The following is a 17668-nucleotide window of genomic DNA, read 5'->3' as shown; positions in this document are numbered from 1 at the left end:
CACGGGGGTTTTTCAGGGGCAATGCAGCTCAGCCTTTCGTGACCCAGGTCGCCGCGACGACCCACCTCGTGTCGCTCTCGAGGAGCGCGGTCGCGGCGCGCACGACCCCGGGGACCCACAGGACGGTGCCGTCACCGACCAGCACCGGGAGGTGGCCACGCGCCTCGCGGGGTACCTTGCGGTCGATCAGGACGTCGCTCAGCTTGCGGGTACCCACGCCGGCGATGCGGACGCGATCGCCGGGCCGCGGCGGCCGGACCACGAGTCCGGTCGGCAGGCGGGCGGCGTCGAAGAGCGCCTGCGGACCCGGTGGTGGACGCCACTCGTCCTCGGCCCGCGCCCGCACCGCCGACAGCGCCATCCGCCATTCCCCGTCCGGCGCCTCGATGGTCTCGCCCGGCATCACGCGCAGTGCGAACGGCACCGCCGGCGGGGCCGCGCGCCCGACCCGGCGGAGGAGCCGATCGCCCTCGCGGACCACCCGCGACGCCCCGGGGATCGCGATCGTGCCGCGTTCCCGGCCGGCGGCCAGGTCGAGGACCCGCTCGACGTGACGGGCATCGACGTCGGCGCGCCGGCCCTGCTCGAGCCAGGCACGCACCACGCGGCGGGCCAGCGCCGGCGGCTCGGCCGCGGCTGCGACGGAGAGGCCCGTCGCGTCGGCGAGCGCCCGCAGGCGTTCGGCCGCCAGCGCGGCCAGCAGGTCGTCCTCGTCGCGCAGGCGCATCGCGAGCGCCGCGAGACGCTCCGGAAGCCGCGCGTCGAACTCTGCCGCCAGGAACGGCAGCGCCAGGCGCCGTACCCGGTTGCGGGTGTGGCGCAGGTCGGCGTTGGTGCGGTCCACGGCGGCGTCGAGGCCGCGCTCGGCGAGATAGCGCCGGACGTCGGCACGGCTGGCACCGAGCAGCGGACGCAGGAGCTTGCCGCGGCGCGGGCGCATGCCGCCGAGGCCGCGGCGCCCTGCCCCGCGTAGCAGGCGCAGCAGCACGGTCTCGGCCTGATCGTCGCGCGTGTGCGCCGTGCAGAGGCGCGTCGCGCCGAGCTCGGACACGACGCCGAGCAGCGCCGCGTAACGCCGGCGCCGGGCCCGCGCCTCGAGGCCGGGGCCCGGCGTCATCGCCAGCGTGCGGCGCACGCAGGCGGCGCCCAGCCGTGCCGCGAGCGCGGCGACGCGCGCCCCCTCGTCGGCGCTCTCGGCGCCGCGGAGGCCGTGGTCGACGTGCACCGCCGTGACCGTCCAGCCCCGCGCCCCCGCGAGCGCGGCGACGCCCGCCAGCATCGCCGTCGAATCGGGGCCCCCCGATACCGCGAGGACGAGATGCTCGCCCGGCGCGACGGGCGCGAGCCCGGCTTCGAGCGCACGCAGGAACGGCGACGACCGCATCGGCGCGACCTGTAGCACGCATGCCAGGCCCGACGTCGACCGCCCGCGGGCGCGCGCCGCCGTTCGCGATCCGCGCGCCGACGCGGCGAAGCCCATCGCCGCGCGGTCCCGAGCCGCACCGGCGGACGAGAGCTGGACTAGAGCGACGCCGCGATCCCGCGCGCGCGGCCCGCGCCCTCGCCGAGCCGTGCCTGCACCGCGGCGCCGCAGCTCTCCGAGAGCCGCCCGCGTCGCACGACCCGCCGCACGCGCGCCGCCGCGCGCTCGAGCTGCCGCGCGGCCCGCCGCAGGCGGAGCCGCTGCTTGCGGACCTTCTTCGCCTGCGTCGCCCGCTCGACGAGCACGTTCGCGCGCGCGAAGCGGCGCTCGACGAGCCGCGGCAGCGCCTCGCCGTCGCAGTCCGGGAGGCCCTGGCCGAGGAGGCAGAGGACGGCGTCGAAGCCCTGCTGCGGCGGGAAGAAGCACCCCCCTGCCGGGTCGCAGGCGTCGATGCTGCACGGGTCGGGGTCGCGACACTCGAGCGCGACGCCGGGGCGGCAGACGCTGCCGGCGCACACCTCGTCGCCGTCGCAGACGTCGCCGTCGGGACAGGGCGTGCCGTCCGGCTGCGGCGTGCCCGCGAGGCACGCGCCCGTCGTGGGCTCGCAGGTCTCGATGCCGTTGCACGGGTCGCCGTCGTCGCACGGGACGGGCGGGTGGACGCAGCGCCCGCGCTCGCAGCGATCCTGCGTGCAGGGGTCGCCGTCGACGCAGTCGGGGTCGGCGTCGGTGAAGCACTCGGGCGCCGGCGTGGCGTCGACGGCGCCGAGCGCGTCGAGGCGTCCGGCGCCCGAGACCGTGTCGACGCCCGGCGCGCCGATGTCGATGGCGGAGGTCGTGAGCGCGCTCGCGATCTCCGCCGGGCGCAGGAACGGGTTCTTCTGGAGCATGAGCGCCGCGACGGCGGCCGTGTGCGGCGCCGCCGCCGAGGTGCCGTAGAACGGGGCGAAGCCGGGAACCGAGGTGGCGACGCCGTCGAAGGCCACGAGGTCCGGCTTCGTGCGCATCGCCGGGGCCGGGAAGACGATGCGCGACGGGCCCTGCGAGCTGAAGCCCTCGACCGTGTCGAGGCCGGGATCGGCGACGTCGATCGCGCCCACCGCGACCACCTCCGGCACCGCCGGGTGCCCGACGATGCTGCCCGCCGGGACGGGGAACTCGAAGCCCGAGACGTTGCGGAAGCAGACCAGCTCGAGCGTGCGCGCCGCGGCGCCGCTGCGCCGCCGGATCGCCAGCCCGAGCCGCAGCGTCCCCGACGTGTTGTTGCGCGCCGACACCAGCTCGAACGGGTCGCCGTCGCCGCTCTGGACGTTCTCGCTGGTGTCGACGGCGTCGAAGTTGGCGAACGGCTCGCGCAGGAGGAAGAGATCGTAGTCGTTGCCCGAGGCGCCGAAGGGATCGTCCCACTGGAGCGCGCAGCCGACGCTGCCCTGCGGCGCCACGAGCACCTCGGCGACGTTGTCGACGGGGCCACCGCGAAAGTCGTGGAAGCCCGTGCCCGGCGAGGCGCGGAACGGTCCCTCCCAGTGCGTCCCCGCCTGGTTGCCGGCCGCACTGTGGAAGGAGACGCCGCCGCCCACCGCCTCGCGCACCGCCTGCGCGACCGGACCGTCCTCGAAGAACGGCTCGGAGAAGAAGGCGATGTCGTCGACGATCACCTGCGCCCCGGCCGCCGTGAGGCAGCGCACCGAGTCGGCGAAGCCGAGCGGGCTCGACAGTCCGCCGGAGAACAGCAGGCTCGCTCCCGGGGCGACGTCGTGGACGATCTCGAGCAGCGCCGTACCCTCGTCGCCGCTGCCGTTGGCGCAGCGCGCGTCGGCGGGCACGACGACCGGCGGCAGCTCGCCGCGCGCCGCCGCGGCCGCGGCGGAGTCGACGCCGTCCGAGATCACGCCGACGGTGACGCCGCTGCCGGTGAACCCGCGCTGCGCGCGCACGAGGTCGGCGCCGCTCGCCGCATCGCCCTGGGTGACCACGGCCCCGGCGCGGAGGACGCCGCGCTCGGTCGGCCGCACCGTGCGCACGGCGGCGTCCGCAGCGAGCGCCGGCAGCGCCTCCAGGGCGATGCGGCCCTCGACGACGCGGCCGGCGCGACGCTCGACGACGAGCCCGAGCCCGGCGAGCCGATCGAGGCCCGTGGGATCGCCGAGCCGCACCGTGACCGCCACGGTCTCGGTCTGCCGCGCCGTGCTGCTGGCCGGCGCCTCGGCGAGCCGGCGCAGCCGCCGGTCGAGCTTGCGCGCCGGGCCGTGGTCGCGGGCCGCCGGTGTGACGGGCGGCAGCACCGTCGCGGTGGCGCCCGGGACCTGCGCGGCCGCGGGCGTCGTCAGGGCGCCCGCCAGCGCGAGCGCGGCCACCAGGAGCCCCGGCATGGCGCCGTAGCATCGACGAGGGCGGCGTTGCTGTCGAGTCGTGCCGTTCCGCTGCAGCGTCTGCCGGGTTAGGGTCGTCGCATGCAGACGCTGCGCACCGAGACCCGCAACGGCGTGTTCCACATCGTTCTCAGCCGCGCCGCCGAGTACAACACGATCACGCCGACGCTGCGCGACGAGCTCGCCGCGGCGGTCGATGCGGGCGACGCCGAGCGCGACGCGCGCGTCATCCTGCTGCGTGCCGAGGGGCCGGCGTTCTGCGCGGGCTACGGGCTCGACTGGTCGACCGTCGCGCAGGCCGCCGAGACCGAGGGCGCGACCGCGGGCCGCGAGCGCGCGTGGGACTCGGTGGCCGACTACCGGATGATGAAGCGCTTCGTCGATACCTACATGAAGCTCTGGTACGCGCAGAAGCCGACGATCGCGGCGACGCAGGGCTGGTGCATCGGCGGCGGCACCGACATGGTCTTGTGCGCCGACCTCATCGTCGCCGGCGCAGGCGCCCGCTTCGGCTACCCGCCGTCGCGGGTATGGGGCACGCCGACGACCGCCATGTGGGTCTACCGCATGGGCCTCGAGCGCGCGAAGCGCTACCTCCTCACCGGCGACGAGATCCCCGCGCGCCGCGCGGTCGAGCTGGGCCTCGTCCTCGAGGCCGTGCCCGATGACCGCCTGGAGGCGCACGCGACCGCGCTCGCCGAGCGCATGGCCCGCGTGCCCCTGAACCAGCTCGTCATGCTGAAGCTCCTCTGCAACCAGAGCGTCGAGCACATGGGCTTCGCGAACAGCCGTCTGCTCGGCACGCTGTTCGACGGCATCGCGCGCCACACGCAGGAAGGGCTCGACTTCGTGTCGCGCGCGCAGGGGGTGGGCTTCCGCCAGGCGGTGCGCGAGCGCGACGATCCCTTCGGCGACTACGGCAGCCGCAAGCGCTGACGCCTGGTCGCCGGCGTCAGGGCCAGACGCTCGGCGGGGGGAAGCGCGAGACGCCGGCGGGGGCCTGGAAGACGACGCGATCGCCTTCGTAGAGACTGATCGAGGGTGCCCCGTCGGGCGCCGCGCTCAGGAGGAGCGCGCTGTCGCCCGCGGTGAGCTGGAAGACGACGTCGGGGCCGGGCAGCACGGCCAGTTGTACGAGCCCGGCGCCGTCGGCGCCCGCGAGCTGGAGATACGGGGCGCCGTCGGGCAGCAGCCCGAGGCGTCCGCGCGTGCCCCCGGCGGCGTCGCGCAGCACGAACTCCTCGGCCTCGAGCCGCGGCCCGGCGCTTGCGACGATGGGCGGTGCCGCCGGGGCCGGCGCGGTGGTGGCGAGCGCCAGGGGCGACTCGCCGGCGGCGCCAGCGGCGGCAGCAGTCGGCCGCCGAGCGCGCCGCCGCCCGCGGCGACGAGCGCCACCGCGATGGTCGCGAGGCGACGTCGCCAACGCCCGCGCTCGAGCCGCGCGACCGGGCGGCCAGCGCCTGGGGTCGGCCGCCGGGGCCGGCGCGACCATGGGCGCGACCGGCGGCGGCGTGGCCTCCGGGGCCGCGGGCGCCGGCTCGGCGAGCGGCAGGTGGGGCACGCCGTCGCCGCGCGGCTCCCCCGCCCGATCGAACAGGTAGAGGAGGCCACCGCTGCCGTCCTCGCTCAGGACCAGGCGCGAGTTGCCCTGGGCATCGGAGAAGCTGAGGCTCGGGCGGCCGTCGCGGTCGTCGAGGCTGAGCAGGACGCGGGCCTGGCCCTCGCGGTCGTGCAGGCTGAGGACCGGGCAGCCGTGCTCGTCGACGCACACCTCGGCGTGGCCGCGCACACCCCGGTCGTGCCGGCTGACGCCGCGCAGGTAGAGGCTCGGCGAGCCGCTGCGCGCCACCGCCAGCCAGGCGGCGACGTCGCCGTCGCGCTCGTGCAGCTTCACGTGCGCGGCGCCGCTGCCGTCGAGCACGAGCTGCGCTTTCGCCCGCTCCTGCGCGTCGTAGAGGAGCAGCCCGGTCGCGCCGTCGTCGGCCGGGCCGAGCGCCGCACGCCGGCGCCCGTCGCCGTCGACCAGCACGAAGCGCTCGGCCCGCACCTCGTCGACCGTCGCCGTCCGTTCGCCGTATACCTCCGCCGTCGTCTCGCTCATGTCGGCGTTCCCTCTCCCCGAGCCCGATCGCCGGGGCGGGCTTGTAGCAGGGTTCGCGACGGTCTTCACGACGCGCGCGGCGGGCGTCGTGTCCGCCGCAGGACGCGCGGCGGACACGACGGGGCGGCGGGACGATCGGCGCGTCAGCCGATCGCTGCGGGCAGCGCGGTGGGGAGGCTCGGCGGGCGGCGCGGGGGCGGCGCGGGGCGGGCCGCCAGGCCGTCGGCGACGGCGGACGCGCGGGCCTCCGGGACTCCCGGGTGGCAGACGGCCAGGTGCGCGCGCAGGCCGACGCGCAGGCGCAGGCAGGCATCGGCTCCTTGCGCCATCCGCGCCCAGAGACAGCGCGGACACGCGATCGTCTCGGGCCCGCGTACCTCGTCCTCGCGCACGGCGGGTTTCTACCCCGTACGTGTGACGCCGGAGCGGGCGCAGGCGTGACGATTGCGTGATCCCGGCCCGCCCGCCGCGGCACGACCCGCATTGTCAGCCCGCGTGCGGCTGCTACCCTCCGCGCCACGCGTCGCCCGCGCTGCGGCGGTGCGGGGGAGGCGTCGTGGCGAACCGCAGAGCACGTCCGATCCGCGAGGGGCTGCCCTACCCGCGCGGCGCGACCTGGGACGGTCAGGGCACGAACTTCGCGCTCTTCTCCGCCAACGCCACGAACGTCGAGGTGTGCCTCTTCGACCAGACCGGCGCGCAGGAGCTCGAGCGCATCGCGCTGCCGGAGTTCACCGACGAGGTCTGGCATGGCTACCTGCCCGATGTCGGCCCCGGCACCTTCTACGGCTACCGCGTCCACGGCCCGTACGAGCCCGACGCCGGGCACCGGTTCAACCCGAGCAAGCTGCTCCTCGATCCGTACGCTCGCGCCCACGCCGGCGCGCTGCGCTGGGACCCGGCGGTCTTCGGCTACCAGATGGAGACCACCGACGACCGCACCTTCGACGAGCGTGACAGCGCCGCGTTCGTGCCCCGCTCCGTCGTCGTCGACCCCGACTTCGATTGGAGGGGCGAGCCCGGACGTACGGCGGTCCCCTGGGACCGCACCATCGTCTACGAGACGCACGTCCGCGGCTTCACGAAGCTCCACCCGCGCGTCCCCGAGCACCTGCGCGGCACCTATGCCGGGCTCGGCGTGCGCGAGGTCGTCGACTACGTGAAGAGCCTCGGCGTGACCTCGGTCGAGCTGCTGCCGATCCACACCTTCGTCGACGACAGCCATCTGCTCGAGAAGGGTCTCGTCAACTACTGGGGCTACAACTCCATCGGCTTCTTCGCGCCCGATCCGCGCTACGCCGCCGACGTCCCGAACAGCCTGCGCGAGTTCAAGGAGATGGTGGCCCGCTTCCACGACGCCGGCCTCGAGGTGCTCCTCGACGTGGTCTACAACCACACCGCCGAGGGCAACGAGCGCGGGCCGACGCTGTCGTTCAAGGGCATCGACAACGTCAGCTACTATCGCCTGCTGCCCGACGAGCCGCGCTACTACATCAACGACACCGGCACCGGGAACACGCTCAACCTGAGCCACGCCCGCGTCATCCAGATGGTCACCGACAGCCTGCGTTACTGGGTGACCGAGATGCACGTCGACGGCTTCCGCTTCGACCTCGGCACGATCCTCGCGCGCGAGCCCGACGGCTTCGACACCCAGAGCGGCTTCCTGAAGGCCTGCTGCCAGGACCCCGTGCTCGCGACCGTCAAGCTGATCGCCGAGCCCTGGGACTGCGGTCCCGGCGGCTACCAGGTCGGCGGCTTTCCGCCGGGTTGGGCCGAGTGGAACGACAAGTTCCGCGACACGACGCGCGACTTCTGGCGCGGTGACGCGCCGGCGAGCGCGATGGCGCCGCGGCTGTGCGCGTCGCCCGACGAGTTCAAGCATCGCGGCCGCAAGCCCTGGGCGAGCGTCAACTTCGTCACCGCCCACGACGGCTTCACGCTGCACGACCTCGTCTCCTTCAACGACAAGCACAACGAGGCCAACGGCGAGGACAACCGCGACGGCACGTCCGACAACCGCTCCTGGAATTGCGGCATCGAGGGTCCCACCGACGATGCGGAGGTCGTGGCGCTGCGGGCGCGCCAGCGTCGCAACTTCCTCGCGACGCTGCTCCTCGGCCAGGGCACGCCCATGCTGCTCGCCGGCGACGAGTGCGCCCGCACCCAGCGCGGCAACAACAACGCCTACTGTCAGGACGGTGAGATCAGCTGGGTGCGCTGGCAGCGCGACGCGGACGAGGAGGCGCTGACCGATTTCGTCCGCCGTCTCACCCGCCTGCGGGGCGACACCGCGACCCTGCGCCGCACCCGCTTCGTCGACGGCCGGTTCGACCCCGAGCTCGGGACCAAGGACGTCACCTGGGTGAACGCCACCGGCGCCGAGATGCAGGAGACCGACTGGGCCGACGGCAACACGCGCTGCTTCGGCATGCTCCTCGACGGCCGCGCGCAGACCACCGGCGTCCACCAGCGGGGCGAGGACGCGACCATCCTCCTCGTCCTCAACGCGCATCACGACGTCGTCCTCTTCACCCTGCCGCCGGTTCCGGGCGACGGGACGTGGAGCGTGCTCGTGGATACGCACGAGCCCGACCGCCCCGACGGCGGGCGCTTCGCCGCGGGCACGCTCTACGAGGTGACGAGCCGCTCGCTCCTCCTCTTCGGCGTGGCGGGATGAGCGGCGTGCCCCCCCTCGCGCCGGGGCCGGCGCCGTGCCAGGGAGGGGACATGCTGGTGAATCCGCGAGAGTATCTGATCCGCGCCCGCCGCGAAGGCTGGGCGCTCGGCGGCTTCAACGTCTACGATCTCGAATCGACGCGCGGGGTGATCGCCGCCGCCGACGCGCTCTCGGCGCCGGTCCTGGTGCAGACGTCCGAGGGCGCCGTGAAGCACGCCGGGCTCGAGACCATGGTCGCCATCGTCTCGAAGCTGGCGAGCGGCACGCAGGCGCCGATCGCGCTGCACCTCGACCACGGCAGGAGCGTCGAGCTGGCGCGCGCCGCGATCGACGCGGGCTACCCGTCGGTGATGATCGACGCGTCGCGCGAGACGTTCGAGGAGAACGAGCGCGAGACCCGCGACATCGTGAGCTACGCACGCACGCGCGGCGTCCACGTCGAGGCGGAGCTCGGGACGCTGGCCGGCATCGAGGATCTCGGCGAGCAGAGCGGCCGCTCCATGCTGACCGACCCCGATCAGGCCGTGCGCTTCGCGACCGAGACCCAGGTCGACGCGCTCGCCGTGGCCATCGGTACGTCGCACGGCGCCTACAAGTTCAAGGGCACGCCGTACCTCGACTTCGAGCGCTTGCGCGAGATCGCCGCCCGCGTCCCCCAGCCGCTCGTGCTGCACGGCGCCTCGACGCTGCCGGCCGAGGGCGTCGCCCTCGCCGAGCGCTACGGTGCGACGCTGCCCCACGCCCAGGGCATTCCGCCCGATCTCATCGCCGAGGCCGTGGCGCTCGGCGTCGCCAAGGTGAACACCGACTCCGACCTCCGCCTCGCCGCCCTCGGCCGGCTGCGCCAGGTCCTGAGCGAGCGGCCCGACCTCTTCAACCTCTACGAGCTCATGGGCGAGATGGAGCGTGCCATCCGCGCCGCGACCATGGAGCGCATCATGCTCCTCGGCAGCGCGGGCAAGGCCGAGGACGCCGCGAGCGCCGGTCAGGCGTCCGCGTCGTAGTCGAAGCGCGCGAGCTCGTCGCGCAGCTCGGCGGTGAGGAACGCCGCCAGCTCCGCCGGCAGCTCGCGACGCCAGCGTCCCACCGACGCCTGCGGGCTGGCGCTCGTCTCGCACGTCCGGCGCCGGGCATGGATGCGCATACATCGCCGGGTGCGCGTCGAGCGGCGGTGCACCGTGCCGCCGACGCCCGGGTTTCATCTGGCCGGGGCCGTGTGCCACTGTGACGGCATGGATACCGCGGCGCGATCGACGTGCGATGCCTAGTCGGCTGCGCGCGTCGCTCGACGGCGACCAGCCGCCGCGCCCGACCACGCGCCCCTTCGCCGTCGGGCTGCGCCGGGCGCTCGCCGCCGGCTACGGCGCGCAGGACCTGCGGGCCGATCTCCTCGCGGGAAGCGTCGTCGGCATCGTCGCGATCCCGCTCTCGATGGCGCTCGCCATCGCCTCGGGCGTCCCCCCCCAGCACGGCCTCTACACGGCCGTGGTCGCGGGCGCGGTCGCGGCGCTGACCGGCGGCTCGAAGTTCCAGGTGACCGGGCCGACGGCGGCATTCGTGGTCGTGCTGGCGCCGATCGTGGGCGCGCACGGGCTCGCCGGACTCCTCGTCGCGGGCCTGCTGGCCGGACTCATCCTCGTCGCCATGGGCGTGGCGCGGCTCGGCCGCTTCGTCGAGTTCATCCCCTATCCGGTGACGACCGGATTCACCGCGGGCATCGCGACGGTGATCGCGACGCTCCAGCTGAAGGACGCCTTCGGGCTCCGCGTCGACCGCCTGCCGGAGCGCTTCCCGGAGAAGGTCGCGGCGCTGTGGCAGGCGCGCGGGACGTGGTCGGCCGTGGAGCTCGGCGTCACCCTGGCGACGCTCGGGCTCCTCCTGGTCGCGCCGCGCCTGGTGCCGCGGGTGCCGGGGCCGCTCGTGGCGCTCGCGCTGGTCGGCGCCTGCGTCTGGGCCCTCGGCGTGCCGGTGGCGACGATCGGCTCGCGCTTCCACGGCACGATCGACGGCCATCCGTTCGTGGGCATCCCGCCGCTGCCGCCGCTGCCGCATCTGCCCTGGGGCGGCGACCTGAGCTTCGACCTGGTGGCGTCCCTGCTGCCGGCGGCGATGGCGATCGCCATGCTCGGGGCGATCGAGTCGCTCCTCTCCGCGGTGGTTGCCGACGGCATGACCGGCAAGCGTCACGACCCCGACGCCGAGCTCGTCGGCCAGGGGCTCGCCAACGTGATCGCACCGTTCTTCGGCGGCATCGCCGCGACCGGCGCCCTCGCCCGCACCGCGACCAACGTCCGCAGCGGCGCACGCTCGCCGGTCGCGGCCCTCGTCCACGCCGCGGTCGTGCTCGGGGCGATCCTCGTCCTGGCGCCGCTCGTCGCGCACCTGCCGATGGGCTCGCTGGCGGCGCTGCTGCTGCTCGTCGCCTGGAACATGTCGGACCGGCAGCACGTCGCGCACATGCTGCGTGTGGCGCCGCGCAGCGACGTCTTCGTCCTGGTCACCTGCTTCGCCCTGACCGTGGCGTTCGACATGGTCATGGCGGTGGGCGTCGGCGTGGTCCTGGCGGCGTTCCTCTTCATGAACCGCATGGCGGTCCTCACCCGCGCCCGCATCCTCGTCGACGAGAGCCCGGAAGCCGAGGACCGCGCGCTGCCGCCGAGCATCGCGGTCTACGAGATCGCCGGCCCGCTCTTCTTCGGCGCGGCGCAGAAGGCCGTCGCGGCGCTCGACGCCATCGGCGCCAGCGCCCAGGTGGTCGTGCTGGGGCTCGGCCGCGTGCCGGTGATCGACGCGACCGGGCTCGTCGCGCTCGAGAGCGCGCTCGCGCGCCTCACGCGCGAGCGGCGTCTGGTCATCGTGGCGGGACCCCTGCCCGAGCCGCGCCGGGTCTTCGCGCGCGCGCAGTGGGAGGCCGCGCACGAGCGCGTCGTGTTCGCGCGCGACCTCCCGCAGGCGCTCGGCATGGCGCGCGACCTGGTGGCGCTGAACCCCGACTGGGTCGCCGCGAAGCCGCAGCAACCGGCGCCGTCGCCGCGCGCGTCCTGAGCTCGGCCCGAGCCTCACCCGAGGCGCAGCCGCCGGCGCTGCGCGAGGTAGAAGACGACCGGGTAGACGAGCAGCTCCATCACGAAGCTCACCGTGATGCCGCCGACCAGCGGCGCGACCAGACGCCGGGTGACGTCGGCGCCGGTGCCCGTGACCCACAGCAGCGGCAGCAGCCCGATCAGGTCCGTCGCCACGGTCATCGTCTTCGGCCGCAGGCGCTGCACCGCGCCCTCGTGGATGGCCGCGTACAGGTCGTCGGCCGTCCGCAGCCGGCCCGCGTCGCGCCAGCGCTCGAGCGTGGTGTCGAGGTAGAGGAGCATCACCTGCCCGGTCTCGGCGTCGATGCCGAGCAGCGCGATGATGCCGACCCAGACCGCGAGGCTGAGGTCGTAGTCGAGGATCCACAGGAACCAGAACGCGCCGATCAGGCTGAAGGGCACGGCGAGGAGCACGATGCCGACCCGCAGCCAGCTGCCGTTCGCGGCGTAGAGCAGCAGCACGATGAGGACGAGCGTGATCGGCACGACCACGCGGAGGCGGGCGTTCGCGCGCTCGAGCTGCTCGAAACGGCCGGACCAGAGTCGCGTGTACCCCGGCGGCAGCGGCGCCTCGGCGTCGACGCGGGCGCGTGCCTCGCGCACGTAGCCGCCGAGGTCGCGTCCCGTGATGTCGACGTAGACCCAGCTGCTCCGGCGCGCGTCCTCGCTGCGGATCATCGGCGGGCCGGGCGTCACGCGCAGGGTGGCGAGCTGCCCGAGCGGCACCTGCGTACCGGTCGCCGTGGGCACGAGGACGGCCCGCAGGGCCGGCAGATCGTCGCGCAGCTCGCGCGCGTAGCGCACCGTCACCGGGTATCGGGCGAGCCCCTCGACGGCGGTCGTCACCGCCATGCCGCCGACGGCGGTCTGGACGACGTCCTGCACGTCGCCGGTGGTGAGGCCGTAGCGCGCCGCCGCCCCGCGGTCGACGTCGACGTCGAGGTAGTAGCCGCCGGTCGTGCGCTCCGGGTACGCGCTGACCGTTCCGGGCACGGTGCGGAGCACGTTGGCCGTGCGCTCGGCGAGGGCGGAGAGGACGTCGAGGTCGGGCCCGAGGACCTTCACGCCGACGGGCGTCTTGATGCCGGTGGTCAGCATCTGCAGGCGGTTCTCGATCGGATACGGCCAGGCGTTGGCGACCCCGGGGAAGCTGACGCTCTGGTGGAGCCCCGGATGCCGCGTGCCGTCCGGCTCGGTCCATCCGTAGGTCAGCTCCTCGCGCGTGATGGTGCGCCGGCTCGACCAGATCCAGCGCAGCGGCGCGGCGAGCCAGTCGGGCCAGCCGTCATGGAAGCGGGCGACCGTCCGCGTGCGCCAGCGCGCCGGGTCGGGCTCGAGCTGCACGACCGTCTCGATCATCGAGAGCGGCGCCGGGTCGGTGGCGGTCTCGGCGCGACCGATCTTGCCGTGCACGCGCACGACCTCGGGGAACGTCTTGATGAGCCGATCGGTCTGCTGGAGCAGCGCCGTGCTCGCGGTGACGCCGATGCCCGGGTCGGTGGTCGGCATGTAGAGGAGGTCGCCCTCGTCGAGCGGCGGCATGAACTCCTCACCCAGCTGCGACAGCGGCCACAGGGCCGACGCGCCCAGCACGGCGACCACGGCCAGGGTGGCGACGGGATGGCGCATGGTCAGGTGGAAGGCGGGCTCGTAGAGCCGCGTCCCGGCGCGGTTCAGCGGGTTCGCCGCCTCCGACGGGATGCGCCCGCGCACCAGCCACACCATCAGCGCCGGCACCACGGTGATGCCGAGGACGGCGCCGGCGGCGATGGCGAACGTCTTCGTGTAGGCGAGCGGGCCGAACAGCCGTCCCGACTGCTCGCCGAGGACGAAGATCGGCAGGAACGACACCGTGATGACGAGCAGGGAGAAGAAGAGGCTCGGTCCGACCTCGACGGCCGCCGCGAGCACGACCGCCGCCTGGCCGCGCGGCGTGCCGCCCGCCCCCACCCGTGCCCGCTCGCGCTCGAGGTGCTTGTGCGCGTTCTCGATCATGACGACGGCGGAATCGACCATCACGCCGACCGCGAGCGCGAGGCCGCCGAGGCTCATGACGTTGGCGTTGATGCCGAGCAGCTGCATCACCAGCAGCGACACCAGGAGCCCGATCGGCAGCACCACGATCGCCACCAGCGCGCTGCGCACGTGCGCCAGGAAGACGAGGCAGACGAGCGCGGTCACGATCAGCTCCTCGATCACCGCGCGCCGTAGCGTGCCGACGGCGCGCTCGATCAGCGCCGAGCGATCGTACGTCGGCAGCACGTAGACGCCGGGCGGAAGCCCCGCCTCGAGCTCGGCGAGCTTCGCCTTCGCCGCCTGGATCACCTGGTAGGCGTTCTCGCCGAAGCGGGCGACGACGACGCCCCCCACCGCCTCGCCCCGTCCGTCGAGCTCGCCGACGCCGCGCCGCGCCGCGCCGCCCACCTGGATGGTCGCCACGTCGCCGAGGAGCACGGGCGTACCGTCGGCACCGACGCGCACGGGCACCTGCGCGAGATCGTCGACGCCGCCGAGGTAGCCGCGGCTGCGCACCATGTACTCGTGCTCCGCCATCTCGACGACGGCGCCGCCGACGTCGCGGTTGGAGCGCTCGACCGCGCGCACGACGTCGCCGATGGGCAGATCGAGGGCGAGCAGCCGCTCGGGACGGAGCACCACCTGATACTCGCGGACGAAACCGCCGATCGACGCCACCTCGGCCACGCCCGGCACGGCGTTGAGCGGCTGGCGCACGTACCAGTCCTGGAGCGCGCGCAGCGAGCTCAGGTCCTGATCGGAGGCCCGGAGCGGGGAGCCGTCGAGCGGGCACGTCCCCGGATCGGCGAAGCCGCGCACCCGTCGCAGCGCCGGCCGGCGGTCGGGCGGCGCGTCGTCGGGGCGCGCCCACCAGCGATCGGCGGCATCGTCGCGCCACACGCCGCGCGGAGCCGACGCGCAGTACCAGCCGGGGTACAGCACGTACTGGTACACCCAGCCGACGCCCGTCGCGTCGGGCCCGAGGCGGGGCTGCACCTCGGGAGGCAGGCGCTCGCGCGCCGCGCTGAGCGCTTCGAGCACCCGGCTGCGTGCCCAGTAGAGGTCCGTCCCGTCTTCGAAGAGCACGTAGACGAAGGAGAGCTCGAACATGCTGAAGCCGCGCACCGCCGTGCTGCCCGGGACGGCGAGCATCAGGTTGGCGAGCGGATAGGTGACCTGATCGTCCACCACCTGGGGGTTCTGACCGGGTACGTCGGTGACCACGATCACCTGGACGTCGGAGAGGTCCGGGATGGCGTCCAGCCGGATCGTGCGCGTGGCGTGCAGGCCGAGCCCGACGAGGAGCAGGGTGAGGAGCACGACCAGCAGGCGATTGCGGACCGAGGCCGCGATGACGCGGGCGATCACCGCCCCGCCTCCGTCGCCTGGAAGCGGGCGATGCCCTCGCGCAGACGGCTCTCCGCGTCGAGCAGGAACTGGCCGCTGACGACGACGTCGTCGCCCGGCGCGAGCCCGTCGAGGACCGCGAACGCCGGCCCGTCCGGTCCGACGCCGGCCTCGCCGAGCCGTAGCGTGCGCGCCTCGAAGCGGCCGCCCGGCCGGGCGACGAAGGCGAGCTGGCGCGTCCCGGTGTCGATCACCGCCTCGCGCGGCACGAGCACGGCGTCGGCAGCGACCTCGCCGTGCAGCTCCACCGTGGCGAACATGCCGGGGCGCAGCGCGAGGTCGGGGTTCGGCACCGCGACCCGCACCATGCCGGTCCGCGTTGCCGCATCGAGATGTGGATGGACGAACGACACCGTGCCGGTGATCGGCCGGCCGGGGTCGGCGTCGAGGGTCGCCGTCGCCGGCTGGCCGAGGCGCACGGCCCCGAGCTGGCGCTCGAACACCCGCGCCTCGAGCCACAGCGCCCGGTGGTCGACGATCCGCAGCACGGTCCTCCCCGCCTCGACGCCGTCGCCCTCGACGACCTCCTTCATCACGACGTGGCCGTCGATCGGGCTGCGGAACGTGACCGCCGGCGGCGGTGCGTCGAGGCGGGCCAGACGCGCGACGTCGTCCGGCGCCACGCCCCAGCGGGCGAGCTTGCGCTCCACCGCCGTCCGCACGGCGGCGGCGGTGGACGACGCGGCGGTCGGGGATTCCTCGGCAGCGCGTCGCGCTGCGATCAGCTCGCCGACGGCGGCGTCGAGCTCGGGGCTCTGGAGCGCGAAGAGCGGTGCGCCCTGCTGCACGTGCATGCCGTCGGTGTCGGCCCACAGCCGCGTCACGACGCCGCCGACCCGCGGCGTGACGTCGTGCTGCGCCGGCTGCGCCTCGGCGAGCACGCCGGCCGCGCGGACCGAGGCCGCGAGCGCGCCGCGCCGCACCGGCGCCACCCGGACGCCCATGTTCTGCACCACCACCGGATCGATGGTGACCGCCTCGCGCGTCCCCGGGGTCGCGGCCTCGTGCCGGAGAGGGGTCAGGGCCATGCCGCAGATGGGGCAGCTGCCCGGCTCGTGGCGCAGCACCTGCGGATGCATGCCGCAGGTCCACAGCTGCTCCGGCGCGGCGGCGAGGTCGGGCGACGCCGGTGCCGGCGTGCCGCGCAGGAAGTAGCCTCCGGCCAGGCCGGCCGCGAGGGCGACGGCGACGGCGACGCGGGCCTTCACGACGCACCTCCCGCGAGCGTCTCGGCGTCGGCGCCGACGAGCTCCTCCAGCTCGGCGAGACGCGTTTCGCGCGCCACGTGCAGCTCGGCGGCGAGGAGCCGCGCATCGACGACGGCGCGTTCCGCGTCGAGCAGATCCCCGAGCCCGCCCGCCTCGGCGGCGTAGGCGGCCCGCCGTGTCGCCGCCGCCTGGGCGAGCGCGGGGACGATCCGCTCCGACCACAGCGTCGCTCGCCGATCGGCGTCGTGCAGTGCCGCCAGCGTCGCGACGAGGTCCGCGTCGCGGTCGTGTCCCGCCTGGTCGCGCAGGGCCTCCGCCCGCGACAGCATCGCCCGCGCCTCGGCGATGCCGGCACGGATCAGCGGGATGCGCACGGGAATCGACAGCACCACCCCCGCCGCCCGCTCCATGCTGCCGGTGAGCCCGACGAACGGGTTCACGTCGGGGATGATCTGCTGCCAGGCGAGGTCGAGCGCGTGCTCGCGTCCGGCGAGGTCGTGGGCGAGTGCGCGCAGGCCCGGGTTGCCCGCGATGCCGCGCCCGTCCGGCACGGGAAGCGGGCGCGGCGCGGGCAGCGTCGCCGGGGGGTCGAGCGGCGTGTCGGCGGCACGGAGGACGAGCGCGTTCAGGGTCGCACGCAACGCCGTGCGCTCGGCCTCGAGCCGCCCGATCTCGGCGCCCGCCTCGAGCAGCGCGGCGTCGGCGGTGACCGCGTCGGCCGCCTGGGCTCCGGCGCCGGTCGCGGCGCGCGCCGTCGCGACGGCGAGTCGCGCGAGCGCCTGCGCGTCGTACGCCAGGCGCACACGCTCGCCGGCGAGGGCATGCTGCCACCAGGTGGTGAGCACCCGCCGCTTCAGCGCGAACCGCGCCGCTGCGAAGCGCTCTCCGGCCGCGCGCGCCTCCGCCAGCGCGATCTCGCCGGCGGCGAGCACCTTGGTCGGGAAGGCGAGGTTCTGCATCGGGTCGAACCCGAACTCGAGCGTGGTGCGATCCCAGGCCGAGAGGCCCTGCCCGGACACGAGGTACTCGAAGCCCACCGAGACGTTCGTGTTCGGGTAGGCGGCGGCCGCGTCGATGCGGGCCAGCGCCGCCTGCCACTCCCGGTAGGCGGCCTCGAGCTCGCCGTTGGCGACCAGCGCCCGTCCGACCACGTCGCGCCAGCCGGGCGCGAGCGGAAGCGCGGGAAGGTGCCGGTCGGCACGCGGTACGATCCACGCGCCGCCGGCGGCCTCGGCGCGCTGGCGCTCCGTGGTCGCGGCACGCGGCGCGAGCGAGCAGGCCGTGGCGACGCTCGCGAGCGCGAGCGCCACGGCGGGAAGAGCGGGATGCATGGCGGGGTCTCCTCGGCCGGACGTGGTCCGGCGTCTGCCCGCGGGCA

Annotated in this window: 12 protein-coding genes; 4 read left to right on the top strand and 8 right to left on the bottom strand. The window is 74.9% G+C overall.

The features are described from left to right. Positions 1-28 precede the first annotated feature (28 nt). Entirely contained in the window at positions 29-1384 is a 1356-nt protein-coding gene (tilS, locus tag KIT14_14715) for a tRNA lysidine(34) synthetase TilS (GenBank protein MCW5891781.1), read from the bottom strand. 137 nt (positions 1385-1521) lie between these two features. Next, a complete protein-coding gene (locus tag KIT14_14710; GenBank protein MCW5891780.1) occupies positions 1522-3795 on the bottom strand; it encodes a S8 family serine peptidase in 2274 nt (757 codons plus the stop codon). Positions 3796-3876: 81 nt separating this feature from the next. Here KIT14_14710 and KIT14_14705 point away from each other — a divergent pair, with 81 nt between their 5' ends. Beyond that, positions 3877-4731, top strand: a complete 855-nt coding sequence (locus tag KIT14_14705) for a crotonase/enoyl-CoA hydratase family protein (GenBank protein ID MCW5891779.1) — start codon at positions 3877-3879, stop codon at positions 4729-4731. Positions 4732-4747: 16 nt separating this feature from the next. Here KIT14_14705 and KIT14_14700 read toward each other — a convergent pair whose 3' ends face one another. Together KIT14_14700 and KIT14_14695 are read right to left on the bottom strand one after the other, a co-directional pair. After that, positions 4748-5896, bottom strand: coding sequence for a hypothetical protein (locus KIT14_14700; protein MCW5891778.1), 1149 nt, complete (start codon positions 5894-5896; stop codon positions 4748-4750). A 143-nt stretch (positions 5897-6039) separates the two neighbouring features. Further along, positions 6040-6288: a hypothetical protein gene (locus KIT14_14695; GenBank protein MCW5891777.1), complete on the bottom strand. Its 249-nt coding sequence runs from the start codon at positions 6286-6288 to the stop codon at positions 6040-6042. Between the two features lie 164 nt (positions 6289-6452). On the opposite strand from KIT14_14695, the gene glgX reads away from it, so the two are divergent. Both glgX and KIT14_14685 read left to right on the top strand, forming a co-directional pair. Further along, positions 6453-8576, top strand: coding sequence for a glycogen debranching protein GlgX (gene glgX, locus KIT14_14690; GenBank protein MCW5891776.1), 2124 nt, complete (start codon positions 6453-6455; stop codon positions 8574-8576). A gap of 50 nt (positions 8577-8626) precedes the next feature. Next, positions 8627-9580: a class II fructose-bisphosphate aldolase family protein gene (locus tag KIT14_14685; GenBank protein MCW5891775.1), complete on the top strand. Its 954-nt coding sequence runs from the start codon at positions 8627-8629 to the stop codon at positions 9578-9580. Here the strand turns inward: KIT14_14685 and KIT14_14680 are convergent. Then, the gene (locus KIT14_14680) at positions 9562-9720 is read right to left on the bottom strand and encodes a hypothetical protein (protein ID MCW5891774.1); all 159 of its coding nucleotides are present in this window, start codon (positions 9718-9720) and stop codon (positions 9562-9564) included. The genes KIT14_14685 and KIT14_14680 overlap by 19 nt on opposite strands. A 116-nt stretch (positions 9721-9836) precedes the next feature. Between KIT14_14680 and dauA the strand changes: the two genes are divergently transcribed. Continuing rightward, on the top strand, positions 9837-11621 hold the full coding sequence (dauA, locus tag KIT14_14675) for a C4-dicarboxylic acid transporter DauA (protein ID MCW5891773.1): 1785 nt from the start codon (positions 9837-9839) through the stop codon (positions 11619-11621). A gap of 14 nt (positions 11622-11635) precedes the next feature. On the opposite strand, the gene KIT14_14670 is transcribed toward dauA, so the two are convergent. The 3 genes from KIT14_14670 to KIT14_14660 are packed head-to-tail and all read right to left on the bottom strand — an operon-like array spanning position 11636 to position 17621. After that, positions 11636-15043 carry an efflux RND transporter permease subunit gene (locus tag KIT14_14670; protein MCW5891772.1) on the bottom strand — a complete coding sequence of 1136 codons (3408 nt, stop codon included), beginning with the start codon at positions 15041-15043 and terminating at the stop codon, positions 11636-11638. Continuing rightward, complete coding sequence (locus tag KIT14_14665; protein ID MCW5891771.1) at positions 15040-16290, bottom strand: efflux RND transporter periplasmic adaptor subunit; 1251 nt, start codon at positions 16288-16290, stop codon at positions 15040-15042. The genes KIT14_14670 and KIT14_14665 overlap by 4 nt, the downstream gene beginning before the upstream one ends. Then, complete coding sequence (locus KIT14_14660) at positions 16287-17621, bottom strand: TolC family protein (GenBank protein MCW5891770.1); 1335 nt, start codon at positions 17619-17621, stop codon at positions 16287-16289. The genes KIT14_14665 and KIT14_14660 overlap by 4 nt, the downstream gene beginning before the upstream one ends. Between the last annotated feature and the right edge of the window lie 47 nt (positions 17622-17668).

Source organism: bacterium (genome assembly GCA_026129405.1).
Lineage (GTDB): Bacteria > Desulfobacterota > Binatia > DP-6 > DP-6 > JAHCID01.
Note: the sequence above shows the minus strand (reverse complement) of the source record. Positions and strands in the feature narration are given on the sequence as shown.

What these genes read in the sequence shown, in the direction of transcription:
- KIT14_14660 (MCW5891770.1), bottom strand. Translation starts at nt 17,621, where the DNA reads ATGCATCCCGCTCTTCCCGCCGTGGCGCTCGCGCTCGCGAGCGTCGCC.
- KIT14_14685 (MCW5891775.1), top strand. Translation starts at nt 8,627, where the DNA reads ATGCTGGTGAATCCGCGAGAGTATCTGATCCGCGCCCGCCGCGAAGGC.
- KIT14_14710 (MCW5891780.1), bottom strand. Translation starts at nt 3,795, where the DNA reads ATGCCGGGGCTCCTGGTGGCCGCGCTCGCGCTGGCGGGCGCCCTGACG.
- tilS (MCW5891781.1), bottom strand. Translation starts at nt 1,384, where the DNA reads ATGCGGTCGTCGCCGTTCCTGCGTGCGCTCGAAGCCGGGCTCGCGCCC.
- KIT14_14700 (MCW5891778.1), bottom strand. Translation starts at nt 5,896, where the DNA reads ATGAGCGAGACGACGGCGGAGGTATACGGCGAACGGACGGCGACGGTC.
- KIT14_14705 (MCW5891779.1), top strand. Translation starts at nt 3,877, where the DNA reads ATGCAGACGCTGCGCACCGAGACCCGCAACGGCGTGTTCCACATCGTT.
- KIT14_14680 (MCW5891774.1), bottom strand. Translation starts at nt 9,720, where the DNA reads ATGCGCATCCATGCCCGGCGCCGGACGTGCGAGACGAGCGCCAGCCCG.
- dauA (MCW5891773.1), top strand. Translation starts at nt 9,837, where the DNA reads ATGCCTAGTCGGCTGCGCGCGTCGCTCGACGGCGACCAGCCGCCGCGC.